This window comes from Streptomyces sp. NBC_01571, assembly GCF_026339875.1.
GTDB lineage: Bacteria > Actinomycetota > Actinomycetes > Streptomycetales > Streptomycetaceae > Streptomyces.
The window spans coordinates 6,039,082-6,064,364 of sequence record NZ_JAPEPZ010000001.1 but is presented as its reverse complement, the minus strand read 5'-3'; the positions used below and the strand labels follow the sequence as shown (position 1 = coordinate 6,064,364).

The 25,283-nt window shown below is 68.9% G+C and carries 31 protein-coding genes and 1 tRNA gene; 22 read left to right on the top strand and 10 right to left on the bottom strand.

Annotated features, from left to right (window positions below; genetic code table 11):
• Positions 1–52 precede the first annotated feature (52 nt).
• The gene (locus OHB41_RS27445) at positions 53–709 is read left to right on the top strand and encodes an SDR family oxidoreductase (RefSeq protein WP_266700813.1); all 657 of its coding nucleotides are present in this window, start codon (positions 53–55) and stop codon (positions 707–709) included.
• 91 nt (positions 710–800) lie between these two features.
• Here OHB41_RS27445 and OHB41_RS27440 read toward each other — a convergent pair whose 3' ends face one another.
• A complete protein-coding gene (locus OHB41_RS27440) occupies positions 801–1,013 on the bottom strand; it encodes a hypothetical protein (RefSeq protein ID WP_266700812.1) in 213 nt (70 codons plus the stop codon).
• Between the two features lie 330 nt (positions 1,014–1,343).
• On the opposite strand from OHB41_RS27440, the gene OHB41_RS27435 reads away from it, so the two are divergent.
• Both OHB41_RS27435 and OHB41_RS27430 read left to right on the top strand, forming a co-directional pair.
• Entirely contained in the window at positions 1,344–1,805 is a 462-nt protein-coding gene (locus OHB41_RS27435; RefSeq protein WP_266700811.1) for a GntR family transcriptional regulator, read from the top strand.
• Between the two features lies 1 nt (position 1,806).
• Positions 1,807–2,373, top strand: a complete 567-nt coding sequence (locus OHB41_RS27430) for an HD domain-containing protein (RefSeq protein ID WP_266700810.1) — start codon at positions 1,807–1,809, stop codon at positions 2,371–2,373.
• Here OHB41_RS27430 and OHB41_RS27425 read toward each other — a convergent pair.
• Both OHB41_RS27425 and OHB41_RS27420 read right to left on the bottom strand, forming a co-directional pair.
• Positions 2,361–2,834, bottom strand: a complete 474-nt coding sequence (locus OHB41_RS27425) for an NUDIX domain-containing protein (RefSeq protein WP_266700809.1) — start codon at positions 2,832–2,834, stop codon at positions 2,361–2,363. The two genes, OHB41_RS27430 and OHB41_RS27425, sit on opposite strands and share 13 nt — an antisense overlap.
• Before the next feature lie 2 nt (positions 2,835–2,836).
• Positions 2,837–3,595 carry an XRE family transcriptional regulator gene (locus tag OHB41_RS27420; RefSeq protein WP_266700808.1) on the bottom strand — a complete coding sequence of 253 codons (759 nt, stop codon included), beginning with the start codon at positions 3,593–3,595 and terminating at the stop codon, positions 2,837–2,839.
• A gap of 755 nt (positions 3,596–4,350) precedes the next feature.
• Here OHB41_RS27420 and OHB41_RS27415 point away from each other — a divergent pair.
• From OHB41_RS27415 to OHB41_RS27335, 17 genes are all read left to right on the top strand, one after another.
• On the top strand, positions 4,351–4,509 hold the full coding sequence (locus tag OHB41_RS27415; RefSeq protein WP_266700807.1) for a hypothetical protein: 159 nt from the start codon (positions 4,351–4,353) through the stop codon (positions 4,507–4,509).
• Positions 4,510–4,599: 90 nt separating this feature from the next.
• A complete protein-coding gene (locus OHB41_RS27410) occupies positions 4,600–4,905 on the top strand; it encodes a hypothetical protein (RefSeq protein WP_266700806.1) in 306 nt (101 codons plus the stop codon).
• On the top strand, positions 4,902–5,246 hold the full coding sequence (locus OHB41_RS27405; RefSeq protein ID WP_266700805.1) for a hypothetical protein: 345 nt from the start codon (positions 4,902–4,904) through the stop codon (positions 5,244–5,246). Before OHB41_RS27410 ends, OHB41_RS27405 begins: the two co-directional genes overlap by 4 nt.
• Entirely contained in the window at positions 5,227–6,828 is a 1,602-nt protein-coding gene (locus tag OHB41_RS27400) for a coiled-coil domain-containing protein (RefSeq protein WP_266700804.1), read from the top strand. Before OHB41_RS27405 ends, OHB41_RS27400 begins: the two co-directional genes overlap by 20 nt.
• A gap of 4 nt (positions 6,829–6,832) precedes the next feature.
• Complete coding sequence (locus OHB41_RS27395; protein ID WP_266700803.1) at positions 6,833–7,174, top strand: RRQRL motif-containing zinc-binding protein; 342 nt, start codon at positions 6,833–6,835, stop codon at positions 7,172–7,174.
• A 107-nt stretch (positions 7,175–7,281) separates the two neighbouring features.
• Positions 7,282–7,896 (top strand): hypothetical protein, encoded by a 615-nt coding sequence (locus tag OHB41_RS27390; RefSeq protein ID WP_266700802.1) that lies wholly within the window; start codon positions 7,282–7,284, stop codon positions 7,894–7,896.
• Between the two features lies 1 nt (position 7,897).
• Entirely contained in the window at positions 7,898–8,113 is a 216-nt protein-coding gene (locus OHB41_RS27385; protein ID WP_266700801.1) for a hypothetical protein, read from the top strand.
• Between the two features lie 147 nt (positions 8,114–8,260).
• Positions 8,261–9,241 (top strand): hypothetical protein, encoded by a 981-nt coding sequence (locus OHB41_RS27380; protein WP_266700800.1) that lies wholly within the window; start codon positions 8,261–8,263, stop codon positions 9,239–9,241.
• Positions 9,242–9,257: 16 nt separating this feature from the next.
• Positions 9,258–9,650, top strand: coding sequence for a hypothetical protein (locus OHB41_RS27375; RefSeq protein WP_266700799.1), 393 nt, complete (start codon positions 9,258–9,260; stop codon positions 9,648–9,650).
• A gap of 12 nt (positions 9,651–9,662) precedes the next feature.
• Positions 9,663–11,822 carry a hypothetical protein gene (locus OHB41_RS27370; protein WP_266700798.1) on the top strand — a complete coding sequence of 720 codons (2,160 nt, stop codon included), beginning with the start codon at positions 9,663–9,665 and terminating at the stop codon, positions 11,820–11,822.
• Complete coding sequence (locus tag OHB41_RS27365; RefSeq protein WP_266700797.1) at positions 11,819–12,277, top strand: DUF6197 family protein; 459 nt, start codon at positions 11,819–11,821, stop codon at positions 12,275–12,277. Before OHB41_RS27370 ends, OHB41_RS27365 begins: the two co-directional genes overlap by 4 nt.
• Before the next feature lie 17 nt (positions 12,278–12,294).
• Positions 12,295–12,456 (top strand): hypothetical protein, encoded by a 162-nt coding sequence (locus tag OHB41_RS27360; RefSeq protein WP_266700796.1) that lies wholly within the window; start codon positions 12,295–12,297, stop codon positions 12,454–12,456.
• A 101-nt stretch (positions 12,457–12,557) separates the two neighbouring features.
• Entirely contained in the window at positions 12,558–13,478 is a 921-nt protein-coding gene (locus tag OHB41_RS27355; RefSeq protein WP_266700795.1) for a bifunctional DNA primase/polymerase, read from the top strand.
• Positions 13,475–13,906 (top strand): hypothetical protein, encoded by a 432-nt coding sequence (locus tag OHB41_RS27350; RefSeq protein WP_266700794.1) that lies wholly within the window; start codon positions 13,475–13,477, stop codon positions 13,904–13,906. Before OHB41_RS27355 ends, OHB41_RS27350 begins: the two co-directional genes overlap by 4 nt.
• Complete coding sequence (locus OHB41_RS27345; protein WP_266700793.1) at positions 13,903–15,321, top strand: DNA primase family protein; 1,419 nt, start codon at positions 13,903–13,905, stop codon at positions 15,319–15,321. Before OHB41_RS27350 ends, OHB41_RS27345 begins: the two co-directional genes overlap by 4 nt.
• Before the next feature lie 235 nt (positions 15,322–15,556).
• Positions 15,557–15,745: a helix-turn-helix transcriptional regulator gene (locus tag OHB41_RS27340; RefSeq protein ID WP_266700792.1), complete on the top strand. Its 189-nt coding sequence runs from the start codon at positions 15,557–15,559 to the stop codon at positions 15,743–15,745.
• Positions 15,746–15,797: 52 nt separating this feature from the next.
• Complete coding sequence (locus tag OHB41_RS27335) at positions 15,798–17,165, top strand: tyrosine-type recombinase/integrase (protein WP_266700791.1); 1,368 nt, start codon at positions 15,798–15,800, stop codon at positions 17,163–17,165.
• Positions 17,166–17,328: 163 nt separating this feature from the next.
• Here OHB41_RS27335 and OHB41_RS27330 read toward each other — a convergent pair.
• Positions 17,329–17,410, bottom strand: a tRNA-Tyr gene (locus OHB41_RS27330).
• A gap of 201 nt (positions 17,411–17,611) precedes the next feature.
• Here OHB41_RS27330 and OHB41_RS27325 point away from each other — a divergent pair.
• A complete protein-coding gene (locus OHB41_RS27325; protein WP_148009996.1) occupies positions 17,612–18,100 on the top strand; it encodes a YajQ family cyclic di-GMP-binding protein in 489 nt (162 codons plus the stop codon).
• Between the two features lie 131 nt (positions 18,101–18,231).
• On the opposite strand, the gene OHB41_RS27320 is transcribed toward OHB41_RS27325, so the two are convergent.
• Positions 18,232–18,498 (bottom strand): GlsB/YeaQ/YmgE family stress response membrane protein, encoded by a 267-nt coding sequence (locus OHB41_RS27320; RefSeq protein WP_153289150.1) that lies wholly within the window; start codon positions 18,496–18,498, stop codon positions 18,232–18,234.
• A 184-nt stretch (positions 18,499–18,682) separates the two neighbouring features.
• Between OHB41_RS27320 and OHB41_RS27315 the strand changes: the two genes are divergently transcribed.
• On the top strand, positions 18,683–19,927 hold the full coding sequence (locus OHB41_RS27315) for an APC family permease (protein WP_266700790.1): 1,245 nt from the start codon (positions 18,683–18,685) through the stop codon (positions 19,925–19,927).
• 103 nt (positions 19,928–20,030) lie between these two features.
• Here OHB41_RS27315 and OHB41_RS27310 read toward each other — a convergent pair whose 3' ends face one another.
• The 5 genes from OHB41_RS27310 to OHB41_RS27290 form a co-directional block, all read right to left on the bottom strand.
• Positions 20,031–20,597, bottom strand: a complete 567-nt coding sequence (locus OHB41_RS27310) for an SMI1/KNR4 family protein (protein ID WP_266700789.1) — start codon at positions 20,595–20,597, stop codon at positions 20,031–20,033.
• Positions 20,598–20,738: 141 nt separating this feature from the next.
• Positions 20,739–21,131, bottom strand: coding sequence for a YccF domain-containing protein (locus OHB41_RS27305; RefSeq protein ID WP_266700788.1), 393 nt, complete (start codon positions 21,129–21,131; stop codon positions 20,739–20,741).
• Positions 21,128–21,991: a zinc metalloprotease HtpX gene (gene htpX, locus OHB41_RS27300; protein ID WP_266700787.1), complete on the bottom strand. Its 864-nt coding sequence runs from the start codon at positions 21,989–21,991 to the stop codon at positions 21,128–21,130. Before htpX ends, OHB41_RS27305 begins: the two co-directional genes overlap by 4 nt.
• Before the next feature lie 214 nt (positions 21,992–22,205).
• Positions 22,206–23,705 carry an NADH-quinone oxidoreductase subunit N gene (locus tag OHB41_RS27295; RefSeq protein ID WP_266700786.1) on the bottom strand — a complete coding sequence of 500 codons (1,500 nt, stop codon included), beginning with the start codon at positions 23,703–23,705 and terminating at the stop codon, positions 22,206–22,208.
• Complete coding sequence (locus OHB41_RS27290; RefSeq protein WP_266700785.1) at positions 23,702–25,279, bottom strand: NADH-quinone oxidoreductase subunit M; 1,578 nt, start codon at positions 25,277–25,279, stop codon at positions 23,702–23,704. Before OHB41_RS27290 ends, OHB41_RS27295 begins: the two co-directional genes overlap by 4 nt.
• Positions 25,280–25,283 lie beyond the last annotated feature (4 nt).

Below are 25,283 nucleotides of genomic sequence, written 5' to 3'. Positions count from 1 at the left end.
TTGTCCACAGGTCATGCGGCGAACGCGTGCGTCCGGGCGTACGGTCGGAAACATGCGCATTGTCATCGCTGGAGGTCATGGTCAGATCGCGCTGCGGCTGGAGCGTCTGCTCGCCGCGCGCGGTGACGAGGTCGCGGGGATCATCCGCCGCGCCGAGCAGGGCGACGATCTGCGGGCGGCCGGAGCCGAACCGATCCTGTGCGATCTGGAGTCGGCCTCGGTGGAGGAGGTCGCCGCACATCTGCGGGGTGCGGACGCGGCCGTCTTCGCGGCGGGCGCGGGCCCGGGCAGCGGCGCGGCCCGCAAGTACACCGTGGACCGGGGCGCCGCGATCCTGTTCACGGACGCGGCGGAGCAGGCGGGAGTACGGCGGTACGTGGTCGTGTCCTCCATGGGCGCGGACCCGTCCCACCAGGGCGACGACGTGTTCGACGTGTACCTGCGCGCCAAGGGCGAGGCCGACGAGTACGTACGCAGCCGTACGGCCCTGGACTGGACGATCGTGCGCCCCGGCGGCCTGACCGACGACGCCGGAACCGGCCTCGTACGCCTGGAGGTCTCGACCGGCCCCGGCACGATTCCGCGGGACGACGTCGCGGCCGTCCTCGCCGAGCTGGTGGAGACATCGGCGACGGCCGGGCTGATCTTGGAACTGATCAGCGGTTCCACCCCTATCTCGGTCGCGGTCAAGTCGGTGGCGGGGAACTGACCGGGGAGGCGGAAGCGAAGGTCCGCCGGAGGACCGCCGGGGGCGGGTCGGGGGGCGCCGTCAAGGTGTTGGCCGAGGGGCCCCGAACCGTTCAGAACAGCGGGAGCTGACCGGGGAACTCCGCAACGGCATACCCGTCCAGTGCCGGCTGTGCGGCCCCCAACTGCGCCTGCCTGCGCGACCCGGGGCACGAGACCAGTTCCCCGCTGCCGCGCGCGCCCGGCGGATCGTGCCGGGCGAACCGTCCCGCGACAACGGCGATCTCCCGGTGGCACTCGGGGCAGTTCCTGCGACGCGACGACATGAGATCAGTGTGCCCTCACCCACCCCAGCCGACGCACTGACAGCAGCCACCCCAAGACCGCGGGCCCGAACACGAAGAAACCCCCTCTGATCTGCATCAACGCAGATCAGAGGGGGTTTACCTTCATGTGGCGGCGCCAGGATTCGAACCTGGGAAGGCTGAGCCGGCAGATTTACAGTCCTCCGCATCCACACGGCGTGACGTGGCGTTTCTCCGGAGAGCGCCCGCGCACCCCACGGATGCCCCACAGGCCGCGAAATCCGGCCCTTGAAGCAGTCGCCGAACGTGGGAGGCTTGGAAGCTGACATCCCACATGCGGAGGGAGAACGCGTGACGCAGGGGGCCGTTCCACGGGGCACATTCCTGAAGATCGCCGCAACGCTGAAGGCCAGGATTGAAACCGACCCTGATATGACAGTCCTGCCGTCCGCGGCCGACCTCATGCGCGAGTACAAGATCTCGCGGGGGGTCGTGCTGCGAGCATTCGTTGCCCTTCAGCAAGAGGGCATCGCGGAGCCGGCGCCCGGAGGCCGCTTGCGCGTTGCTCGGGGTCGTCAGAAGGCCGACGACCGCCCCTTGCCTGATCGGCTGGCGGAGATCATTACGGATGAAGAGCTAGAGGTGGGGGCAGCGTTCCCCAGCGCCTCTGTTCTCGCCGACCGGTTCGGGGTCTCACGCCCGACGATGACCAAGGCGTTGGACAGGCTGGAAGCGGCCGGCGTGCTGACGAACGGGGGCCAGGGCAAGGTGCGGACAGTCCGTGCTGTGCCGGTTCGAGAGGAGCAGTCCTAGCTTGCCGAAGCTGACTGAGTGGGCCTACCGACTGTCCGAATCCCTGCTCGCCGACCCGTTGCCGCGCCGCTGGAACCACTGCCAGGGCGTGGCACAGCGGGCCCGCACGATCGCGCTCGTTCTCGGGGAAGATGCGGATCTCTTGGAAGCGGCGGCGGTGCTACACGACATTGGCTATGCGCCGGATCTTGCGAAAACAGGGTTCCACCCCCTCGACGGGGCTCGATACCTCCGGGACGTCGCCCGCGCTGACGAGCGAATCGTCAACCTGGTCGCCCACCACTCGTGCGCCTACATGGAAGCAGACGCGCGGGAGCTCCGAGAAGAGCTGGACTCCGAGTTCCCTCACGAGAGCCCGCACCTTGACGACGCGTTGTGTTACTGCGACATGAACACCACACCGGACGGCACTCCGACGAATCCCATCGACCGAATCGATGAGATCACCGGGCGGTACGGGCCCGAGAGCCTGATCGGTACGTTCATCCGCCGCGCCGAGCCGGAGATCCTGGCGTGCACGTCCCGGGTTCTGGAACGAGTGAGTGCGGCCAAGCGTCAGCCGATGTAAGGCACGGTCCGTGTGCGATCCATGGCGTGCTCGATCCGGAGCCGCATGGTCGGGTGGACGTCCATCTCTGCGAGTTCCGCGGCCGGAACCCATCGGACCTGCGTCGTCTCGTCACTCGTGCGCAGGTCGCCCCCGACCGGCCGTGCGCGAAAGCAGATGCTGAACTGCTGGCGGACTTCGCCGTCGTCGTACTGCATGACATGTCCGGGGTCGGTGTAGATCCCGGACATGTCCAGCACTTCGACCTTGATGCCCGTCTCCTCCCAAGCCTCCCGAACCACGGTGTCGCCGATGGATTCACCAAGGTCGTGACCACCGCCGGGCAGGGCCCATCGCCCATTGTCGGAACGCTGGATCATCAGTACTCGTTCGGCCTCGTCTTGCACGAAAGCAACCACGGACGGCACGACCGAGTTGGCCGGCGGCGCGGACGAGTCATGCAGGTAGTCGATACGCCCCATGGTCAGGCTCCCGTGATGTCGAGTTGGGTGACAGGGCGAGCGTGTGCCCACGTGTGGTCAACGCTATTCGCGTACGTGTCGAAGAGACCACCATCGGCTATGCGTCGCAGGTGAAGGACGGGCGCCATGTACGCGCCAATGCCGTAGACGTGCGGGTTGACGAGCATTTCGTCATCGGCCCGATAGATGGAGTTGTAGAGTGTCGAATCATGGAGCCGGAATCCCAGGTCAGGGAGGCTTCCGATGAGCGGCCGATAGAGCATCAGGGCGTTCCGGATCTTCCCTCCCATGATCCGGTGCCCTTCGTCTATGCCTCGCTGCTCGACAGCCGCGCAGTCCGGGTCCCCCAGGAGGATGCGGATCTGCACGCCAGCGGCCACCTTCGCCCGTAGAAGGTCGTGAAAGACCGGGTCTTCCGAGAGGAAGAGACCCGAGTAGACCAGCACATCCAAGGTCTTCTGCGCGCGCCCGTAGAGCTCCCGCCAAAGACCGGGCGGCACAGCGTGCCGGTGGGGGTAGACAGTCGAAATCTCCGCCTTTGACAGATCAATCGCGGTTTCCATCGCCCCCCCGTCCTCCCACAACGTGGTGACGTCAACCTTCAGCACCGCGGCCGTGGCGTACTGGTGGCGCCGATACGGGATCTTCCCCTGCGTGATCCAGCGCTCGACTGTCTTGGGGTTTACCCCGAGCGAGTCCGCCAGCCCTTGGACGGTCAGGCCGCGCGCCAACAGAGCCGAGCGTAAGCGTTCGTTGGACATCTGCACCCCCCGGTGGGACTTCTAGGGACTTCCTGACGATAGCGAGCCGGCCCCAAGGTGTCCACCAGAGGGGTAATCAACTCCCCTGACGTGCAGGGATGCTGAGGACAGCTCAGAAAACTCCCGAAAAGATCCAAGAACTTTCGCCGAGTACTTGACCGACCCCCATGCAGTACCTGTAAAACAGGTACTGCATTGCCCGGAGGAAAGCACCGCGGGTCCCGCGGGGCGAGTACGAAGGAAGCGGCCGTTTTGTTGAGAACTGAACAGTGATCGTGCGGGGCTGACGCGGAGTCGGCGGTCGCGGTAGGTGCCTAGGGCGAGGGTCCGGGGGCAAACCGCCGTGGTGGACGTCGTCTCCCCCCTACGCGCCTGGCAGGCGCCACCTGGGCTTTTGGGTGTGGGGGAAGTGCAGCGGGGCCCCAACGCACGTGGCGGCAAGAGTGAGACCGCCCCCGTGACGACCGGGTGACGTCGTCGGCGGCACGCCACCCTGCACCGACTCGTGCAGGCCGCCTGCTGGCGTCAGAGCAGTGACGATGACGCACCCGATTCACCGGCTCGGGACCGGCCCGCCACGCAAAGGCAGGGCCGGTGAAGCCGATGTCCGCCACCGCAGTGCTCTCGCCCTGCGGCCGGCTGCCTCCCCCGCCCGTCCAGCCCGTTTTCCACAGGGTGTGTACGGGCGGGGTGGCAGGGAGCCGGGGCCGGAAGCATCCGGCCGGGCCCATCCCTACGACTCGTCAGGAGCCCGCATGTTCGGCAAGAAGTCGCAGCAGTCGCCCGACCTGACCACCCCGGAGAGCGTCGAGAAGAGCCAGAAGGTCTACGACCGCATCGCGGCCGGCACGTGCAAGGACGCCGCCGCGGAGCTGGACAGCACGCACGGCGTCACCCCGAAGAAGAAGCGCTGACCTTCCCCCATCCCTAACGGCGCGCGCCCCCGGAGCAGCAACTCCGGGGGCGCTGTTTTGGGCCGTTCCAGAGCTAAGGAACCACGACCCATGAAGTACATCGTTGCTGGTCATGAGGCTGTTACGCCTGCTGAGTTCGCGGAGCTGGCGTTCGGTATCGACCTGGAATTGTTCACCGGCCCCGGCCGGGAATCGGAGCTTGAGCGTATGGCGCGGCTGGACGTGGCCCGCGAGGTCCTCATGGAGCTGCGCGAGTCCGACCCGCAGGCCGCGGCCTACGCCGCTCACCTGCTGCGCACGAGTCCGCTCGGGTCCCCGGTGGCGCGGCCGGGGCGCCGCTCGCGGACGCGGCGGCAGGTCCGGCAGGACACGGCGCGGGCTGCGGTGGCGGCATGAACGAGACGCTGATGCTGGACGGGCTCACCGTCCCGATGCGGGCCCTGCGGTTGCTGGCCACGGATTTCGGGTTCCTGCCCGCGCCGCATCTGCACGTGTCGCCGGTCTATCCGGACCGGTTGACGCTCTCGCTCCATGAGGGCCTGCCGGACTTTGAGGCCTGGCGGGATGCGCTGGGGATCGCCCCGGAGACCGTGACCTGCCGCGCGCAGGCCAATGGTGTGCGGCATGTCCTGTGCGCGTTCGGCTCCTATGCGGGCGCTGAGCTGGAGTTGGTCGGCTACGGCGACGTCCCCATCCCGGCGCGGGAAGGAGGCGGTGATGCCGTCCTGGCTTCCTGACCTTCCCGCGGGCGTGCCGTGGGCGGTGCCCCTGGCCGGCGCCGTTATCGTGCTCGCCCTGCTGGCCTGGGGTGTAGGGCAACTGCGGAAGTCGTCGTGGCTGTCCGGCATCGGCCCGCAAGCCGTCGTCGCCCTGGGCGGTGTCGCGGTGAGCGTGCACGGTCTGTGGGGCTTCGCCACCGACACCAGCGCCCTGCCCCCGGAGCTGGCCGTAGGGCTGATCGCGGTGTTCGACGCGGCTGAGATGACGCTGCTGGTCATGATGTACCGGGCGGCCGATCCGCAGGCGGGCTGGACACCGCAACTACGGCTGATGCACCGCACCGCATGGATGCTGGTCAGCTTCTCCGCGGCCATGAACGCCGTGCACGCCCCGAACTGGTGGTCACGGCCCGTCCTCGCCGCGGTGCCCGCACTCGCGGCATGGCTGATCGAACTCCAGCTCCGCAGCAAGCTCCACCACCCCAAGCCCGCTCAGGACGACGACAACGGCCGGCCGGGACCGGCTCGTCTGGTGGCACTGCTGTGGCAGCACGCCTGGGCTGAACTGTTCGCCCTGCTCGGACTGGACGCCCGCACATCGTCCTCAGCGATCGCACGCGCCGCTCTCGTGCAGCGGGCTGCGCTGCGCGTCTACCGGCTGCGCCTGGCCCTGGACGGGGGCAGGCCGCGGCGGGTACGGCGCTGGCGCCGCAAGGCACAGAAAGCCTTGGATCGTGCGGACGTGGCGACCGACCGGGAGCAGGCACTCGCGCTGGCCCGCCGGCTGGCCGCACTGACCCGCGCGGACGACGTCGCCACCCTCGACTACCGGCGCCCCGGCGACGTGCTGAGGCTGATCGAGGATCTCGCAGTGACACCGGCCGTGGAACGGCAGACGGCTTCCACGCTGGCAGAGCAGGCCGAAGGCGCGCGGCAGCGCGCGGAAGCCGCGCGGCAGGAAGCAGAGAACGCGCGGCAGCGCGCGGCAGACGAACTCACCGCCGCGCACAGCGAACTCGAACGGGTCCGCGAGGAGCAGGCCGCGCTGCTGGCGCAGGGCAACGACGCGAACGGGCGCGCGGCTGCCGCGCGGCAGATCGAGGACGCTGCGCGGCAGCGCGCGGACGGCGCGCGGCAGGACGAAGAAGCCGCGCGGCAGCGCGTGGCGGCACTCGTCCAGCAAGCCCAGGCAGCCGAGAACGCCCACCGGCAGAAGATCGACAGTCTCACCGCAGAAGCCCAGCGCGCACAGAACGCCTACCAGTCCCGTACGGACGCGCTGGCGCAGCTCAACGGCCAGATCGCGGAAGCACGGACGCTGTATGAGCGGCTGTGCGGAGACCTCGCCGGACTCGACCCGCAGGCCCCCGAGGGAGCCACCGAGGGCGGGGAGACGGTGTGGAAGTCGCCCGCGAAGCAGGACGGCTGGACGCACTACCTGCACGCCGTGAACAGCCCGCAGCCGGTCGAACCGACCGCCGCTGATCTTGCCGAGCGCTTCGGCGTGGACCCCGGAAACGCGCGGAACTGGCTGCGGGACTTCCGTTCCGCGCGCGCCGCGCAGCTTGCCGCGCAACCGCGCGCACTGAGCACCGCCTGACGCCATGGCGAGCATCCCGACCTATCCGTGGCACCTCGCTCCGGACGGCTTGGCGACCATCCGGCAACTCAAAGCGCGCGGATTGCGGCCCGGCGGACAGGACGTCGCCGCGCAACTCGAACGGCCCCGGCGGCGCCGCGGCCCGCTGGTCGCCTACCTCTACGAGATCGACGAGGCCAAACCGGTCCGACCGATGACACCGGCGAAATGGGCGGCCTTGGCCAAAGCCAACACCGCGCGGCGCACCTGCCCGGAGTGCGAGCGGGATGCCGGATACGTCATCCCCACCTCCCTCGGCATGTGTGTGCCCTGTGCCTATCCCGACGACGAACAGGGCGCCGCCTGACCACCGTTGGCAGGCCCCTCTTGATCCGCACGTTGCGTGGCGGCGGCAGCGCTTGCCACGACTTCCCCGAATGCTGCACGGCCCACATATTCGAAGGAGTAACCGTCATGTCCGGAATCGATTGGGACAAGGAGTTCACGCGTATAGGCCCCGAGGCCCCAGAGAAGCCCAGCACGTCATCCAAGTTGTCCGTCAAACTCGGTGGGGTCCGCCGCAACACAGCTGCCCTCGCCGTGTGCGGCACGATCGCCGTCCTCGCGGTGTGCGGCACGGTCGTTGCCGTCACCGGCATGCAGGGCGAGGAGGCCGCCCAGGACCGTGCGCGGGCCAAGGAGAAGGCCGCGAACGCCCTGGTCGAGGTAGAGGCCGACAAGCGGCGGGCGCAGACCGAGGAAGCCGCGGCCAAGACCCTGTACGAGCGGGAGATGGCCGTCTACCGGGAGTGCATGAAGATCCGGGCGGCGGCGGTCGCCAAGGCGGCCTCGTACGACGTCGCGAAGATCCCCGCGTGCGACGCCCCGACCCTCGGCGGTGCGGCCCCCAAGACGCAGGAGCCCACCGGCGGCGGCATCACCTCCAGCCCCTGGCTGTGGGTGGCTCTCGTCGGCGGCGGTGGCCTTCTCGCCTACAAGAAGCTCTCCGTCTCCTCCGGTTCCAACTCCGGTTCCAGTGCGGTCAGCCCCGCGAACAACAAGGGATTCACCTTCGAGAAGGGTGCGTGAGATGACGCTCCAGTTTTTCGCCCTGGCCCTGTTCTGCTGGGCCCTGTTCTTCACCTTCAAGAAGACCAAGGGAAAGCAGATGGTGATCTGCGTGATGCTGATCGTCTCCGGGATCTTCCTGCCGTACACACCGTTCAGTGACGAGATCCGCAGCACCCTCGAATCGGTCTTCAGCACGGCGAACGACACAGTCAGCGACATCGGCTCGTCACGCTAGGCAAGCATCCGCTCGGTTACCGGTTACCGGTTACAGGCCACAGACACCGCCTCACCCCGCTCTGAGCGGCCCGACCGGCGTCCACAGGGCCTGTAACCGGTAACCGGTAACCCCCCGACAACTACACAGTGTCACGGAAGGAGGCTCGTGGAACTCCTCATTCTCCTTGCCATCACCTACCTCGTCGGCGTCGACAACACACACGGAAAATACGAGCAGGCGGGAATCAAGAAACCCCCGCCGAAACCGAAAGCCAAATGGGAGCCGACCAGGGCACCGGACACCTTCCGAAACGCCTCCTACAACGCGGCAGCGAAAACGCATTACGGGCTGCTCGCGGGTGCCCACTTGGCTGGCGGCCTGCGTGACGGGTGGCGTTCCGCCTACCTGAAGAAACCGGGCACCAAGCCTTCCGGTTCGTCTCCCGCCACGCCTCCTTCGGGGCCCTCCGGGACCACCCCCGGCGTCACCGTGCCGCCGAAGCCCACCACACCCCCGGCAGCCCCGCCACAAAAGCCCACCACGCCTCCCACCACTCCACCTCCGCCTGCCGCCGCGCCTGCCGCTTCTGCGCCGGCGCCGACGATCCCGCCGCCCGGCACCGTTCCTGCGCCCCGCACCGTCACGCTCCCCGACCGCATCAGGAAGGACCCCGCGATGCAGCCCAACCCGCCCGTTCCGCACACCGCGACCGTCGACGACAAAGGCGTCCACGTCACCACCGCCAGCGGGAAGAGCCGCACCTACAGCGGCGGTGAGGTCATCACCCTCACACAGGTCATCGACCTCGCCGAAGGCGCCGCCACCCTGTGCCAGTCCAGCTCCGAGACCTGCCTGGAACTCGTGGACGAATCCACGCAGCTCGCGGCGGACTGCGACGTGCTGATCGCCGAGATCACGGAGAAGGGCGTCGGCGAAAACCTCATCGGCAAGTGCGAACACCTCAAGGAACAACTCGACCTCCAGGCCGCCGCCGCCAAGAAGCTCCACGACCAGATCCAGGGCGGCGAGGAAGCATGCCGCACCGCCTCCGCGAACGCCGAAGTCCGCCACGGCCAGATCTTCCGGGCCGTCGCCGACTCCCCGCTGACCACGCCCGCCGAACGCGACTTCTACAACGCCCGATAGAAGAGGAGCAGCCCCCATGTCTGCCACCGAATCCCTCAAGGACGCCGCGACCTACGCGGCCCTGCGCGTCAAGCTCGCCTGGCTCACCCACCAGGTCCACGTCCACGCCGAGACCGTCACCACCCTCGCCTCCGATGTCGACGACAGCGCGGAGCAGATGCAGGACGCCTCCGAGACGATGAAGGCGCTGGCCGTCGATACCGCCACCACCGCCGAGTTCGCGGACGCCGCCCTCGCCATGACCGGCGCCAAGGAAGCGGCAGGCGCCTACACCTCCGCGGCGGACAGCGCGGCCGCAGCCGCCGACGACGCGAAGACGACCGTCGAGTCCGACCACGGGGGTATCGCCGACGCGGTGGACACCTCACCCGTCGACATGGCCGACGCCGCCTTCTACACCCAGAGTTAAGGAGACAGGGCCATGGGGCCGACCCGAGCACAGTTCATCCAGTACGCGCCCGCCGCTCTCGCCGTGGGAGCGCTCACCGCCGGCCCCTGGTCCGCTATCGCCGCCGGAGCGGCCGGAGCAGGGGCGTGGGCCATCAACGCCTCCGCCCCCGCCCTGCGCTCCCTGATCGCCTGCGGAATCACCGCCACCGGCTGCGGCATAGCCGCTCACCAGGTCCTCGCGACCGGCATGAACCCGCTGTTCGCTCTCGGGCTCGCCGTACCGGCCGGGGCGGCCGTCCTGGCCCACCACCGCAACACCGCCGGCGAACTGCCCGCCGCGCTCGCCACCACGACCACGGCGGTGGCGGCGGGGCAGTCCTCGCAGGAGCAGCTCATCACCGCCTGGTGGAAGGAGTTCATCTCCGGGCCCACCCAGACCGAGGGCCGCAAGCTGATCCAGGCCGGGGCCGGCCTCGCGCACCTGGCCCTCGACGCCGGGGACGAGCATGTGTCGTTCACCGGGATCATCACGCTGCCCCAGGGCCAGCAGGTCCGGGTGAAGGCCGCCGACATCGCGGCCGTCTACCAGATCCCCGTCTCCCAGGTCGAGATGGGCGACCCGAAGCACTACGCGCCGAACGCGCTGCCCGTCACCGTCCACCTCAAGAAGGCGACCGCAGCGCCGGAGATCGCGGCCGGCGCCCCCACGACTCCCGAGCAGCTGTGGGCCGCGCACGTCGCCATCCCGGAAGGAGCGATGCCCGGCACCACCCTGGCCCTCACCCGCTACGACGGGCCCCTGGACTGGGAAGGGATCGCCACCCGCGACCGCAAGGCGATCGGGACCGTCAACCTCCAAGACCTCGCGGGCAACCTCGACCTGGAGACCATCCAGATCGCCCTCGCCCCCACCGACAAGCCCTCACAGATGGGGGTGCGCGTGATGAAGGAACACGCGCTGATGCACGGCACGATGCTCTCCTCGGTCGCGGACGAACTGTCCATGGACTCACGCGGATACATCCGCCTGGGCACCTACATCGACGCACGCGCAGCCCTCGTCCCCCTCGCCCAGCCCGGCTCCGGCGCCCGCCACCTCTACCTCGTCGGCGGCTCCCGCTCCGGAAAATCCGGATGCCTCGAACAAGTCCTCCTCTCCGCCCACAAGTCCAGCATCGCGGTGATCCTGTCCTCCCCGCAGGCCGGCACCATCGCCGGAGCGCGCTTGGCCGCGTACTGCGGGGACGGCCTGGACGAAGCGATGTGCGCCCTTCGGCTGGCCTACGCGATGATGCTCGACCGCGAAGCCCGCTACCGCTCCCCCGCCTTTCCCTTCACCGACCCGCTGATCCTGATCGTCATCGACGAAGCGCACATGCTGCTCTCGACCTCCTCGCCGTACCACGCGGAGGCCAAAGCGATCGTGGAGCAGCTGACCCGCCGGTCCCTGAAGAGGGGTATCGGCGTGGTCCTGGCCACCCAGACGCCGCTTGCCGAAGACCTCGGTAACTCCACGGTCATCCGCTCCCAGCTCCTCATCGGCGGCGGCGCCGTGTTCCTGCGCTGCGCGAAGGGCCAGGGCTCCCTGGTCGGAGCGAACGCGGTCGAAGGGGCGGAGGGCATCGACCTGTCGAGGATTCCTTCCTCGTGGCCCGGCCAGTACCAGAAAGTCGCCGACCGGGACATGAGCGGCCTGGACACCGAAGCCGCCGCCGGCCCCGAGGACGGCACGTTCGGCCTCGGCTACCTCCTCACCCCCGGCTCCCAGGCCCTCCAGTTCCGCTCCCTGCACCTGGACGTGCCACCCGCCTCCCTCGCCGGGAACTTGCCGCCCGTCACCGTCGAAGACTGCGACGCCTGGCACCACCGGGAGGCAATCACACAGACCCCGATGGTCGACCAGCGCGGCAAGAACCTGGTCGGCAGCCTCGCCGACCTCCTCACCGCAGCACAGCAGGGACCGCCTGTTCCGCAACAGCGGGCCCAGACCGACCCCGCCGCCCCTTCCGACGGACAGGAGCTGATCAAGCCTCGCATCCTCGAACTCCTGCGACAGGAATCCATCCCCATGACCGCCGAGACCATCGCCCGAAAGCTGGGCACATCCGCGAAACACGTCAAGCCGCGCCTGTCCGAGCTGAAGAAGCGGGACGAGGTAACCAACGAGAACGGCCTGTGGAGGGCAGCATGAACACCCGCACCGCACCCCACTTCACCCCCATCGACCCGGACCTGTACACGCAGGCATTCCAACTCCTCGACCCCGCCCCGGAACCCGTCGCCCCAGCGGTCCCCGCCGCTCCCGCACCGGTTTCCGTCATCCTCGCCGCCCCGCCCGTGCACCGGCCCGGCCCGGTCGAGAAAACCCTCACCGACGCCCTCACCTTCCTCGACACCCACGGCTGGGCCAAACACAGGCTCATCCACACCGAGGGCGCCCGCTGCTCCATCGGCGCGCTGCGAGCAGCGGCCGGAGCCCGCAACGCCGCCTACCGCGACGCCGGGAACCTCCTCCTGGACGAAGCCCACAACCAGCACGGCAACCAGTGGGAGTCGATCCCCTCCTGGAACGACTCCCACACCGGAGCCCAGGTACGCGGCGTGTGGGAGGCCGCCATCCGGCGCGCACACCACCTCAACATCTGACCCGGCTGGAGCCACCCGTGTCGTTCTCATTCACCGACCCCAAGCCGAACAACGAACCCTCCTTCTCCTTCACCGGGCCCAACCCGGCCGACGTCGAGGAGCAGCTGCAGGCGATCACCGACATGGCACACGAAATCCTCCGCCTCGTCACGGAGGTACGCAGGCAGATCAGCAACTGAGCATCTCGCCCAGCAGACACAGCGAGGGCGGCCCCGTCTCGCCAAAGTCCGGGCCGCCCTTGCCAACCAGCACCCGTCAAAGGAACTGGAGACCAACCAGCATGACGCAATCCACCGACAACACGCGAGAGGCCTTACTCGCCGCCGCTCTGACGGCCGCTGCCCGCGGCTGGCACGTCTTCCCCCTCCGCCCCGGCACGAAGCGGCCAGCGCTGCACGGAGAGACCGCCTGCGCCCGCACCGGAGCCTGCAAGGCAGGTCACCGGAAGTGGGAGCAGCGCGCCACCACCGACCCCGACCGCATCCGCGCCACCTGGTCTCGCGGCCCGTTCAACGTCGGTATCGCCACCGGCCCTTCCGGGCTACTGGTGGTCGACCTGGACGTGCCGAAGGACAAGGACAACAGCAACGCGGACGCGCCTGCCGGCGCGGCGACCTTCGGAGCGCTCTGCGAGCGCACCGGACAACCCGTCCCCGCCACCTACCGGACGCGGACCGCGAGCGACGGGGAGCACCTGTACTTCACCGCGCCCGCGGATATCCGGCTGGCCAACACGGCGGGCAGTCTCGCGCCGCTCGTGGACACCCGAGCGTGGGGTGGCTACGTCGTTGCCGCAGGCAGCGCCACACAGGCCGGCCCGTACACCGTCACCGACGACACCGCCCCCGCGGCGCTGCCCGCGTGGCTACTTCGGCTGCTGGAGTCGCCGCCGGTACCCCAACCGGTCACGCCGATGGTGTGGCCCACGGTCAGCGGCAGTCGCGCCGCCACCGCGGCGCTCGAGCGGGAGTGCCAGGCGGTGGTGGCGGCGCCGGAGGGCGCGGGGAACGTCACGCTCAATCGATGCGCCTTCAAGGTGGGGCGGTTCGTCGCGTGGGGCGACATCGCCCGGCACGTGGTGGAGGAAGCCTTCCAAGCGGCGGGGGAGACGCGCGGACTCACCGCTGCCGAGTGCCGCGCCACCATCCGCAGTGCCTTGGACAGCAGCCTGCGCAAAGCCCGCCCCCGGGACGCGGCATGAGCACCCCACCCCCCCTCCCCTTGGAAGGCCAACAGACAGCCACCACCGGCCCGCACCCCGCCGAACCTGCCCCGCAACGGCCGGCCGTGGGCGAGCCGAAGGACGTCGCCGAAGGCGTCCCCACTGTCCTTTCTCGCCCGAAGCGATTCCCCGACGTCCGCGGACATCAGAGCAGTAGCAATCCCACCCCGGAGCAGCCCGGTATCCGCATCTACGCCCCGCCGCTCTACCGCTCCCACGACGACCGGGCCCGCTGGTGGAAACAGCACGGCGACACCCCCACCGCCGCCTACGCCTGCCCCTGCGGACAGATCCGCACTGCCACCGGAGCACAGGCAGTGGCCGCGCTGGTTACTGCCTACGGCGCCCACAAGGACACCTGCACCGGAACACCCGCCCCGCTCACCGAAAGGAGGACGGCCACATGATGAACCGCCCCGCCAACGACACCGAAACCGAGGAACTGCCCCCGCCCACAAACCCCCTGGCCGTCGCCCGCCGGCTTCTACCGGACTGGCAGACCGAGGACGGACGGCTCGTGTGCCGGCGCTGGCGGGCATCGTGGATGCGCTGGAACGGCTCTTGCTGGCGCGAGATGGACGAAGCGCAGATTCGCGCCGGCATGTACACCCGCCTCGAACACGCCATATCCATCGTCGTCAACAAGAAGGGCGAGCCGGAACAGCACCCGTGGGCCCCGACCAAGCAGAAGATCGGCAACCTGCTCGACGCGCTCGGGGCGATCACTCTGCTGCCCACGGACACGGACGTCCCGGCATGGATCGACGGGCAGGGGGCCACGGGGCAGGATGAGGGACCCATCGTGGCCTGTGAGAACGGACTCCTGCGCATCCAGGACCGGGCGTTGCTGCCGCACGGACCGGAGTTCTTCAACCTCGTGTCCGTGCCGTTCGCCTACGACCCCGACGCCACAGCGCCGACGTGGGAACGGTTCCTCGCACAGCTCTGGCCCGACGACCCGGACACCATCGCCGCACTTCAGGAATGGTTCGGCTACGTCCTGTCCGGCCGTACCGACCAGCAGAAGATCCTGCTCATCGTCGGCCCCTCCCGCTCTGGTAAGGGCACCATCGCCCGAGTGCTGAAAGCGCTGGTCGGCAAGGAGAATCTGGCCGGCCCGACCCTGGCAGGGCTCGGGACGAACTTCGGTCTGTCTACCCTGATCGGCAAGTCCCTCGCGATCATCTCGGACGCCCGTCTGTCCGGGAACGACAACAGTCAGGTCGTGGAGCGGCTGTTGACGATCTCGGGTGACGACACGATCGACATTGACCGCAAGTTCCGCGAGCCGTGGACCGGTCGGGTGCCGTCGCGGCTGATGATCCTGTCCAACGAGCTGCCGCACTTCGGCGACTCATCCGGTGTCATCGCCAACCGGTTCATCCTGCTCAGCATGCGCGTGTCCTGGCTCGGCAAGGAAGATCCGACCCTCACCGACCGCCTCACCGCGGAAATGCCAGGCATCCTCAACTGGGCCCTGGACGGGCTTGCCCGTCTCCAGCGCAACGGGCGGATCACACAGCCACCGTCCAGCCGCGAGGCGATCACCACCATGCAGGACACCGCTTCACCGACCAGCGCATTCGTCCGCGAGCGCTGCACCACCGGCCCGGCATGCACCGTCGCCGTGGACGACCTGTGGAACGTCTGGCGCGAGTGGACCGAGGACAACGGCGTCCGCCACGGCACGAAACAGATCTTCGGCCGCAACCTCCTGTCCGTCGTCCCGCAGCTCAGCCTCACCCGCCCTCGCGACGGGGGTAACCGCATCCGCACCTACACCGGAATCGGTCTACGCCCCTCCCAGGACGTATCCGAGTAGAGCACCGCCCACATTCCGTCGGGTCGCGGACCATCGCGGACCACCCTGCCTGACCTGCGCATTCATCAACCCCGGAAACGGGACCATCGCGGACCACCCGGTCACCGGTGGTCCGCGATGGTCCGGATACAACGCCAACAAAACCGCAGGTCAACAGGGGTGGTCCGCGATGGTCCGCGACCCACAGCACTGTGACGCCAACCACACCCCAAGAGAACCGCAGAGGAGTCCCGCCTTGGCCCGCCCCAAGATGCTCAAGCTCCCGGAAGTCCTTGACGAGATCGGCATGAGTCGCGCCGCCTTCTACCGCATGCGCGCCCGTGGGCAGGCGCCCCGCCTCGTGAAGCTGCCGAACGGTCACCTCCGAGTCTGCCGCAACGACTTGGACGACTGGTTGAACAGCCTGGACACCCCCGCCTACTGATCGCCCAAGGGGCCTGGCCAGGTGCCGGGCCCCCTTCACGGAAAGGTCCCGTATGGGGGAGACGTACAACGTTCGGATTTGGTCTGTACGGCAGCGCAAGGACCGCGGGCAGAGTTCGGCAGAGCTGCGCTGGAAGACCGGCGAGACCCCGCACTCTCAGACGTTCAGCACCAAGACATTGGCGGAGGGGCGGCGGGCGGAGCTGCTTCGGGTCGCACATGCTGGCGCCCCCTTCGACGAGACAACCGGGCTTCCACTCGCGGAACTCCGCCGTCAGAACGACGTCAGTTGGTACCAGCACGCGCGCGAGTACATCGAGATGAAATGGCAGCACTCCCCCGGCTCGACGCGCCGCACGCTCGCCGAAGCCATGGCCAGCGTGACACCGGCTCTCGTCACAGACAGCAAGGGGATGGCTGACAATCGCACGGTTCGGACCGCCCTCTACGGCTGGGCGTTCAACGTGAGCCGGCATAGCGAGGAGCCGCCGCCCGAGGTGGCACAGGTGTTGGCCTGGTTCGAGCGGAAGTCACTCGCGACGTCTGCGCTCGCGGACCGGATGCAGGTACGCGCCGCACTCGACGCTCTCACCAGGAAGCTGGACGGAACCACGGCATCTGCGTCAACCATTCGCAGGAAGCGTGCGATCTTCCACAACGCCCTGGGATTCGCGGTCGACGCTGGCCGCTTATCGCAGAACCCCCTCCCCCAAGTGCAGTGGAAGGCGCCTGAGCAGGTGGACGAGGAGTTGGACCCGGCCAGCGTTCCAGATCCCGTGCAGGCACTCGCCCTCCTTGACGCCGTGCGGGCACAGAGCGCGCGCGGGCGGCGTCTGGTGGCGTTCTTCGGCTGCATGTACTTCGCGGCGGCACGACCGGCCGAGGTGATCGGTCTCCGTGTCCAGGACTGCGAGTTGCCCCGCCGCGGTTGGGGAGTCCTCCGGCTGCGGGAAACCCGCCCGCGCTCGGGGGCCGCATGGACAGACAGCGGTGAGTCACACGACCGGCGCGGACTGAAGCACCGGCCGCGCAAGGCAGTGCGCATGGTCCCGATCCCGCCGGACCTTGTCGCCCTGCTGCGCTGGCATCTCACGGCCTACGGCTCTGCGCCTGACGGCCGACTGTTCCGTACGCTGCGTGGCGGATTGGTCCAGGACACCGGGTACGGCGAAGTTTGGGCGGAAGCGCGAGCGCGGGCCCTCACGTCTGATCAGTTCGCCTCGTTGCTGGCCAAACGCCCCTATGACCTTCGCCACGCGGCTGTGTCCACCTGGCTCAGTTCCGGAGTGGAGCCGCAAGAGGTGGCGGCTCGCGCCGGCCACAGCGTGGCAGTGCTCTTTCGGGTCTACGCAAAGTGTCTGGACGGCACCGCGTCGACCGCAAACGCTCGGATCGAAGCCCGGCTGAGAAGTGGCAGGTAGCGGGCGGGATTCCGCCCCACGATTGCCCCACACGCCCTGATCAGCATGCGATCCAGGGTGAGACACAGTGGGGCATAGCGATAATAACGACCATGCTTCCCGACCAACCGACGAAAGGGCCCGTGACCAACATTGCTGCTGGTCACGGGCCCTTTCTCCCGTGTGGCGGCGCCAGGATTCGAACCTGGGAAGGCTGAGCCGGCAGATTTACAGTCTGCTCCCTTTGGCCGCTCGGGCACACCGCCGGGGTTGCTGCCCCGAGGCCGCTTTTCGGCGGTGCTCTCTGGCAACGACGTAAACGATACCTGATGCCCAGGGGTGCTCCGCCACCCGATTGATCTGCGCTCGAAGGGGAGCGGGTGACTAGGCTTATGCGGATGCGGCCGGGGGCCTACGCCGGGCTCGACGGCCGCCCCTACGCACCCCGATACAAGGAGCCACAGGACATGGCCGACTCCAGTTTCGACATCGTCTCGAAGGTCGAGCGGCAGGAGGTCGACAACGCCCTCAACCAGGCCGCCAAGGAGATCTCGCAGCGCTACGACTTCAAGAACGTCGGTGCCGCCATCTCCTGGTCCGGCGAGAAGATCCTCATGGAGGCGAACTCCGAGGAGCGGGTGAAGGCCATCCTCGACGTGTTCGAGACCAAGCTGATCAAGCGCGGCATCTCGCTGAAGTCGCTGGACGCCGGTGAGCCGCAGCTCTCCGGCAAGGAGTACAAGATCTTCGCGTCGATCGAGGAGGGCATCTCCCAGGAGAACGCGAAGAAGGTGGCGAAGATCATTCGTGATGAGGGCCCCAAGGGCGTGAAGGCTCAGGTGCAGGGCGACGAGCTGCGCGTCAGCTCGAAGAGCCGTGACGACCTGCAGGCCGTGCAGGCACTGCTCAAGGGCAAGGACTTCGACTTCGCGCTGCAGTTCGTGAACTACCGGTAGTCGTCGGTCCGTTGCGCGTACGGCGCGTACGGCCGTGTGGACGAGGGAGGGCGGGCGCCCCGGTGCACCCGCCCTTCTCGTCTGTCTGCTGAGGCCTGAGGTCTGAGGGATGCGGCCTGAGGGATGCGCTGTCAGCGGCGCGAGTCGCCGAACAGGATGCGGTAGAGGATCAGCAGGACGAGCGAACCGCCGATCGCCGCCGCCCACGTGGCACCGTCGTAGAAGTGCTTGCTGACCGGGTGGTCCAGCCAGCGCGCGGATATCCAGCCGCCCAGGAAGGCCCCCGTGACCCCGATGAGGGTCGTGCCGATGAAACCGCCCGGGTCACGGCCCGGCAGCAGGAATTTGGCGATGGCTCCGGCCAACAGTCCCAGAATGATCCAGCTGATGATGCTCATGCCCTGAACCTGCCTCTCCGCGCTGTGCCTGTGTGGTGCTCATGCTCCGGCCTGGTTGTGTCCATGCCTTCCACTTCGAGCAGTCGGTGGTGGACACCGGTGTTCGTGGCGTGTTCGTGGCACGTTGCCGGGAAGGACGCCTGGCCGGCGCCGGGTGGTTGCAACGGTCAATAGAGTGCGGCACATGACACAGTCCGATACCTCTCTGCGGCGCACACTGGGCACGGTGGACGCCGTGGTCGTCGGCCTCGGTGCGATGCTCGGCGCGGGGATCTTCGCGGCGCTCGGCCCCGCGGCACGGGCGGCCGGTTCGGGGCTGCTGCTCGGGCTCGCGGTCGCCGCCGTGGTCGCGTACTGCAATGCGATGTCCTCGGCGCGGCTGGCCGCTCTGTATCCCGCCTCGGGCGGCACCTACGTGTACGGGCGTGAGCGGCTCGGGGACTTCTGGGGGTATCTGGCGGGCTGGTCGTTCGTCGTCGGGAAGACGGCCTCCTGTGCGGCGATGGCGCTCACCGTGGGCGCGTACGTCTGGCCGGAGCAGGCGCACGCGGTGGCGGTCGCGGCCGTGGTGGCTCTCACCGCGGTGAACTACGGCGGCGTACAGAAGTCCGCCTGGCTGACGCGGGCGATCGTGACGGTGGTCCTCGCGGTCCTCGCTTCCGTGGTGGTCGTATGTCTCGGCTCGGGCGCCTCCGACTCCGGGCGGCTGGAGGTCGGGGTCTCCGGCGGCGTGGGTGGTGTACTCCAGGCGGCGGGGCTGCTGTTCTTCGCCTTCGCCGGGTACGCGCGGATCGCAACGCTCGGGGAGGAGGTACGGGATCCCGCACGCATCATTCCCCGCGCGATCCTTACGGCACTGGGCATCACGCTGGTGGTGTACACGGCCGTCGCGGTCTCGGTCCTTTCCGTGCTGGGTCCGGGCGGGCTCGGGCAGGCCCCGGCGCCACTCGCCGACGCGGTACGGGCGGCCGGTCTGCCGGGGCTCGTGCCGGTGGTGCGGGTGGGTGCGGCCGTGGCGGCGCTGGGCTCCCTCCTCGCCCTGATTCTGGGTGTGTCACGGACGACGCTGGCCATGGCCCGCGACCGTCATCTGCCGGGCTCCCTGGCCGCCGTACATCCCCGCTTCCAGGTGCCGCACCGGGCGGAACTGGCCGTGGGCGCGGTGGTGGCGGCGCTGGCCGCGACGGTGGACGTCCGGGGTGCGATCGGGTTCTCCTCCTTCGGCGTGCTGGCGTACTACGCGGTGGCCAACGCCTCCGCCTGGACGCTGAGGCCGACTCCGGCGGCGCGGTTCGTGCCGGTCGTGGGGTTCGTCGGATGCGTGACGCTGGCGTTCGCCCTGCCCTGGGTTTCGGTGGTCGTGGGCGCGGCCGTACTGGGGGTCGGCGTGGCCGCGTACGGCGTGCGGAAGAGGGCGGCTTCGCGGTAGTCGCCGTCGCTGGTCGTCGGCGACTCAGAGGCGCGAGAAGGGTGCGACTGAGGCAGGGCAGGGCAGGTTCACGGTGCGGCCCAGCTCGTGGCGAGGCGGACGGCTACGAGGCAGGTGCGGTCGTCGTGCGGGGGCGGAAGTCGGGCCAGGGGTCCAGGTCCGCGTCGTCGTTGGACTCCTCGTACCAGCCGGTGCCCTCCAGCCAGATACGCAGCCAGGCCTCGAGGTCGGGCGCGTCCACGTACCACGCGTGGTCGGCCTCGTCGGCGTTCGGCTCGAAGAGCAGGACCGTGGCCCTGGGGCTGCGGCAGTCCACGCACGCGTACATCCCGCAGCCCCAGTGGGATATCGGCAGGACGCCCTCCGGCCACGGCCAGTCCGGGTCCTTGCGACCGCTCTCGCGGTGCGCGAGGTACTGCGGGACGGCGGCCGGCTCACCGGACGGGGATCCGTCGAGCAGCGGCAGCAGGCCGTACTCCGGACCGAATCCGCCGTCCCCTATCCGCAGATAGAGAGCGGCGAGCAGGGGCGGCAGCGCGAAGCCCAGGGCGGCCTCGGCACGGACGACCGACGCCGCGTCCACCGGCTCGGGGAGCGAAGGCCAGCCCCACGGGCGGGTGTTGCGGGCCTCCGTACCGACCCTTGCCAGCAACTGCTCGATTTCGGTCATGGGTTCATGATGCAGCGCGCCACCGACATTCGGGCAGCCTGTGGACAACCCTCGGGCGAGGGCGGACAGCCGGCGGGCGAGGGGGACGCCGACGCGCTCTTCGCGGGCGCCGCGGAGACTGCTCGCGCGCCGGGGTGGCGGCTAGCGCGCCGCGAACGGCTCGTCCGTGCGCACGATTTCGCGTCCCAGAGGAAGCAGCGAGACCGGGATGAGCTTGAAGTTGGCGAGGCCGAAGGGGATGCCGATGATCGTGACGCAGAGCAGGACGCCGGTGACGATGTGGGCGAGGGCGAGCCACCAGCCCGCGAGGACCAGCCACAGGACGTTGCCGACGCACGAGGGCGCGCCCGCGTCCTGGCGCTCCACCGTCGTATAGCCGAAGGGCCAGAGGGCGTAGACGCCGATACGGAAGGCCGCGATGCCGAAGGGGATGCCGATGATCGTGAGGCACAGGAGCGCGCCCGCGGCGAGGTACGCGAGGAACAGCCAGAAGCCGCTCAGGACGAGCCAGATGACGTTCAGAATTGTCTTCATCGCTGGCGACCTGCCATCTGCTCGAGGCGGGAGATGCGCTCCGCCATGGGCGGGTGCGTGGAGAACATCTTCGACATTCCCTGCCCCGGACGGAAGGGGTTCGCGATCATCATGTGGCTCGCGGTCTCGATGCGCGGCTCCGGAGGCAGGGGCAGTTGCCTGGTGCCGGCGTCGAGCTTGCGCAGGGCGCTCGCGAGGGCGAGCGGGTCGCCGGTGAGCTGGGCGCCGGAAGCGTCCGCCTCGTACTCCCTGGAGCGGCTGATGGCGAGCTGGATGAGGGACGCGGCGAGCGGGCCCAGGATCATGATCAGCAGCATGCCGAAGATGCCGGGGCCCTCGTCGTCGTTGGAGCGGCCGAACGGGATCAGCCAGGCGAAGTGGACCAGGAACATGATCACGGAGGCGAGGGCGCCCGCGACCGACGAGATCAGGATGTCGCGGTTGTAGACATGGCTGAGTTCGTGGCCGATGACACCGCGCAGTTCGCGCTCGTCCAGGAGGCGCAGGATTCCTTCGGTGCAGCACACCGCCGCGTTGCGCGGATTGCGGCCCGTCGCGAACGCGTTCGGTGCCTTCGTCGGCGAGATGTACAGGCGCGGCATGGGCTGGCGGGCCTGGGTCGAGAGCTCGCGGACCATGCGGTACAGCGCCGGGGCCTCGAACTCGCTCACCGGGCGCGCGCGCATCGCGCGTAGAGCCAGCTTGTCGCTGTTCCAGTACGCGTACGCGTTCGTCCCGATCGCGATGAGCAGCGCGACGACGAGGCCGGTACGCCCGAAGAAGCTGCCTATGGCGATGATGAGTGCGGACAGTCCCCCGAGGAGTACGGCTGTCCTGAGCCCGTTGTGCCGGCGGTGCACGGTACGCCCTCCAAGTGGTGCGGCAGGGGAACCCTTTGCTTGCTGATGCTCTGCTTCCACTTTTCAGTGGACCCTCCCGTACTGGTCAACGCCAGGCGGGGAGCACTAGTTCCCTTGTGCGCACCGCGGCGCGTGTCGGCCGTCCGGGTGACCGTCGACGTCACCCACGCGCGCGGGAGGCCCACGGATGGCACGCGCGGGTGCCCCGCGGGCGTCAGAACAGGCCGGTCGCCGAGAAGCGCAGGACCAGCTGGGGCGCCCCGGAGAGGGCGATGCCCAGGACCGCCGTCAGGGCGATCGCCGCGGTCAGCGGGGCCGGTACCGGGTGCCTCTCGGCCTCGCCCTCGGGGGAGCGGAAGAGCAGGGTCGTCCACTGGAGGTAGTAGAAGAGCGCGATCACGACGTTGACGGCCATGACCACGGCGAGCCAGCCGAGTCCCGCGTCGACGGCCGCCGAGAAGACGGTGACCTTCGCGAAGAGCCCGATGATGCCCGGCGGCAGTCCTGCCAGGCAGAGCAGGAAGAAGCCGAGGAGGAGGGCCGAGAGGGGACTCTTCGCGTACAGCCCGCGGTAGTCGCTGATGCGGTTCAGAGTGCTTGTGCGGGCGACGAGGGCGGCCACCGCGAAGGCGCCGAGGTTCACGGCCGCGTACATCAGGGCGTACGCGACGGTGGAGCCGATGGCCTTCTCGGCGTCCTTGGAGTAGGCGGCGGACGCGATCGGCACCAGGAGGTAGCCGGCCTGGCCGACGGAGGACCAGGCGAGCAGCCGTACCGCGCTGTACGCGCGCGTGGCTTGCTGTCGCAGGGCGCCGACGTTGCCGACGGTCATGGTGAGGGCGGCCAGCGCGGCGAGCGCCGGGCCCCAGACGTCCGCGTAGGACGGGAAGGCGACGACGGTGACGAGGATCAGCCCGGAGAAGCCGACCGCCTTGCCGACGACCGACAGGTAGGCGGCGATCGGCAGGGGTGCCCCCACGTAGGTGTCGGGCACCCAGAAGTGGAAGGGCACGGCGGCCGTCTTGAAGGCGAAGCCGACGAGGGTGAGGACGACGCCGGCCTGGGCGAGCGTGTGGAACTGTCCGTCGACGTGCTGGATCCTGTCCGCGATCCGGGTGAGGTAGAGGGAGCCGGTCGTGGCGTAGACGAAGCTGACGCCCATGAGGCTCACGGCGGTGGCGGTGACCGAGGACAGGAAGAACTTCAGGGCCGCTTCGGAGGACTTCTTGTCGCCGTGTTTGATGCCGACGAGTGCGAAGGCGGGCAGTGAGGCGACTTCCAGGGCGACGATGAGGGTCGCCAGGTCGCGCGAGGCGGGCAGCAGGGCGGCTCCCGCGGCCGAGGAGAGCAGCAGGAACCAGTACTCCCCTTCGGGCAGTCCTTTGTCGGCGTCCTTCAGGGCGGTGACCGACAGCAGGGCGGCAAGGAGCGCTCCGCCGAGGACGAGGAGCTGGATGACGAGCGTGAAGCGGTCCGCCGTGTAGCTGCAGAGCTGGGTGTCACCCGTCAGGCAGAAGGTGGCGCGGTCGCCGTCCAGGAGGGGCAGCAGCATGAGCGCGGACGCGGCGAGTCCGGCGACCGAGACCCAGCCGAGGAGGGCCTTCCTGCCGTCGCCCACGAAGAGGTCGGCGACGAGCACGACGAGTCCGACGGCCGCGGTGATGGTGGGCGGCGCGATCGCGAGCCAGTCGACGGACTGGACCATGGAGCTCATCGGGTGCCTCCTGCGAGGAGCTGCTGTACGGCCGGGTCGGTCAGCCCGAGGAGGGCCTTGGGCCACAGGCCGGCGACGACGGTGAGGACGACGAGCGGCGTCCAGGCCGCGAACTCGTAGCTGTGGACGTCGGCGAGCTTCGGTGCCTCCGGCCGCGGGGTCGCGCCCATGCACACCCGGCGTACGACGAGGAGCATGTACGCGGCGGTGAGAAGGGTGCCGAAGGCGGCGATGGCCATGAAGGTCAGGAACGCCGGGCGGCTGAGGTCGTCGGCGGGCTTGAACGCGCCGAAGAGCGCCAGCATCTCGCCCCAGAACCCGGCGAGGCCCGGCAGTCCGAGCGAGGCGACGGCGCCGAAGGCGAGCAGGCCGCCGAGACGCGGGGCCTTGCCGTACAGCGCGGCTCCGGTCTCCTCGGCGAGGGTGTCGAGGTCGGTCGTGCCCGTGCGGTCCTTCAGCGCCCCGACGAGGAAGAAGAGCAGGCCGGTGATGAGGCCGTGGGCGATGTTGGCGAACAGCGCGCCGTTGACGCCGGTCGGGGTCATCGTGGCGATGCCGAGCAGGACGAAGCCCATGTGGCCGACGGACGAGTAGGCGATGAGCCGCTTGAGATCGCCCTTCGCACCCTGTTTGACGAGGGCCAGACAGGCCAGCGACCCGTAGATGATCCCGACCACGGCGAACGCGGCGAGGTAGGGGGCGAAGGTGTGCAGGCCGTCCGGCGCGACCGGCAGCAGGATCCGGACGAAACCGTACGTACCCATCTTCAACAGCACGCCGGCCAGCAGCACCGAGCCGACGGTGGGCGCGGCGGTGTGCGCGTCCGGCAGCCAGCTGTGCAGCGGCCACATCGGCGTCTTGACCGCAAGCCCGATGCCGATCGCCAGAACGGCGATGACCTGCACGGATGTGGTCAGCGACCGGCCGTTGTCAGTGGCGAGTGCCACCATGTCGAACGTGCCCGCCTTGATTCCGATCAGGAGCAGGCCCAGCAGCATCACGACCGAACCGAGCAGGGTGAAGAGGATGAACTTCCAGGCGGCTGCCTGCCGCTGCGCACAGCCCCAGCGGGCGATGAGGAAGTACATCGGGATGAGCACCATCTCGAACGCGAGGAAGAACAGCAGCAGATCGAGGACGGCGAAGGTCGCGAGGGTGCCGGACTCGAGCACGAGGACGAGTGCGACGAAGGCCTTCGGGGTCGGGCCCGCGGGCATCTTGAAGTAGCTGTACAGCGCGCAGAGGAAGGTCAGCAGCGCGGTCAGGACCAGAAGGGGGAGGGAAATGCCGTCGGTGCCGAGGTGGATCCGCACGTCGAGTGCGGGGATCCAGCTGATGTCCGTCGTGGCCTGCATCTTCGACGGGTGGTCGTGGTCGAAGCCGAGCGCGAGGACGATCGCCGCGATGAGTACCGCGCCGGTGACGATCACACCGTGCCGCAGCACGGCCTGTCCGGGCGACTTCCCCTTCAGTCCTGGCGGGGCCGGCAGCAGAGCGGCGACGGCGCCGATGAGCGGTCCGACGACGATGAACGCCAGAAGGATCTGCATCACGGATTCACTGATATCGATCACGCCA

Bases quoted from the DNA above. Each gene is read 5' to 3' on its own strand.
- OHB41_RS27445 (WP_266700813.1), top strand. From the start codon at position 53: ATGCGCATTGTCATCGCTGGAGGTCATGGTCAGATCGCGCTGCGGCTG.
- OHB41_RS27440 (WP_266700812.1), bottom strand. From the start codon at position 1,013: ATGTCGTCGCGTCGCAGGAACTGCCCCGAGTGCCACCGGGAGATCGCC.
- OHB41_RS27425 (WP_266700809.1), bottom strand. From the start codon at position 2,834: ATGGGGCGTATCGACTACCTGCATGACTCGTCCGCGCCGCCGGCCAAC.
- OHB41_RS27420 (WP_266700808.1), bottom strand. From the start codon at position 3,595: ATGTCCAACGAACGCTTACGCTCGGCTCTGTTGGCGCGCGGCCTGACC.
- OHB41_RS27415 (WP_266700807.1), top strand. From the start codon at position 4,351: ATGTTCGGCAAGAAGTCGCAGCAGTCGCCCGACCTGACCACCCCGGAG.
- OHB41_RS27410 (WP_266700806.1), top strand. From the start codon at position 4,600: ATGAAGTACATCGTTGCTGGTCATGAGGCTGTTACGCCTGCTGAGTTC.
- OHB41_RS27405 (WP_266700805.1), top strand. From the start codon at position 4,902: ATGAACGAGACGCTGATGCTGGACGGGCTCACCGTCCCGATGCGGGCC.
- OHB41_RS27400 (WP_266700804.1), top strand. From the start codon at position 5,227: ATGCCGTCCTGGCTTCCTGACCTTCCCGCGGGCGTGCCGTGGGCGGTG.
- OHB41_RS27395 (WP_266700803.1), top strand. From the start codon at position 6,833: ATGGCGAGCATCCCGACCTATCCGTGGCACCTCGCTCCGGACGGCTTG.
- OHB41_RS27390 (WP_266700802.1), top strand. From the start codon at position 7,282: ATGTCCGGAATCGATTGGGACAAGGAGTTCACGCGTATAGGCCCCGAG.
- OHB41_RS27385 (WP_266700801.1), top strand. From the start codon at position 7,898: ATGACGCTCCAGTTTTTCGCCCTGGCCCTGTTCTGCTGGGCCCTGTTC.
- OHB41_RS27375 (WP_266700799.1), top strand. From the start codon at position 9,258: ATGTCTGCCACCGAATCCCTCAAGGACGCCGCGACCTACGCGGCCCTG.
- OHB41_RS27370 (WP_266700798.1), top strand. From the start codon at position 9,663: ATGGGGCCGACCCGAGCACAGTTCATCCAGTACGCGCCCGCCGCTCTC.
- OHB41_RS27365 (WP_266700797.1), top strand. From the start codon at position 11,819: ATGAACACCCGCACCGCACCCCACTTCACCCCCATCGACCCGGACCTG.
- OHB41_RS27355 (WP_266700795.1), top strand. From the start codon at position 12,558: ATGACGCAATCCACCGACAACACGCGAGAGGCCTTACTCGCCGCCGCT.
- OHB41_RS27350 (WP_266700794.1), top strand. From the start codon at position 13,475: ATGAGCACCCCACCCCCCCTCCCCTTGGAAGGCCAACAGACAGCCACC.
- OHB41_RS27345 (WP_266700793.1), top strand. From the start codon at position 13,903: ATGATGAACCGCCCCGCCAACGACACCGAAACCGAGGAACTGCCCCCG.
- OHB41_RS27335 (WP_266700791.1), top strand. From the start codon at position 15,798: ATGGGGGAGACGTACAACGTTCGGATTTGGTCTGTACGGCAGCGCAAG.
- OHB41_RS27325 (WP_148009996.1), top strand. From the start codon at position 17,612: ATGGCCGACTCCAGTTTCGACATCGTCTCGAAGGTCGAGCGGCAGGAG.
- OHB41_RS27320 (WP_153289150.1), bottom strand. From the start codon at position 18,498: ATGAGCATCATCAGCTGGATCATTCTGGGACTGTTGGCCGGAGCCATC.
- OHB41_RS27315 (WP_266700790.1), top strand. From the start codon at position 18,683: ATGACACAGTCCGATACCTCTCTGCGGCGCACACTGGGCACGGTGGAC.
- OHB41_RS27310 (WP_266700789.1), bottom strand. From the start codon at position 20,597: ATGACCGAAATCGAGCAGTTGCTGGCAAGGGTCGGTACGGAGGCCCGC.
- OHB41_RS27305 (WP_266700788.1), bottom strand. From the start codon at position 21,131: ATGAAGACAATTCTGAACGTCATCTGGCTCGTCCTGAGCGGCTTCTGG.
- OHB41_RS27295 (WP_266700786.1), bottom strand. From the start codon at position 23,705: ATGAGCTCCATGGTCCAGTCCGTCGACTGGCTCGCGATCGCGCCGCCC.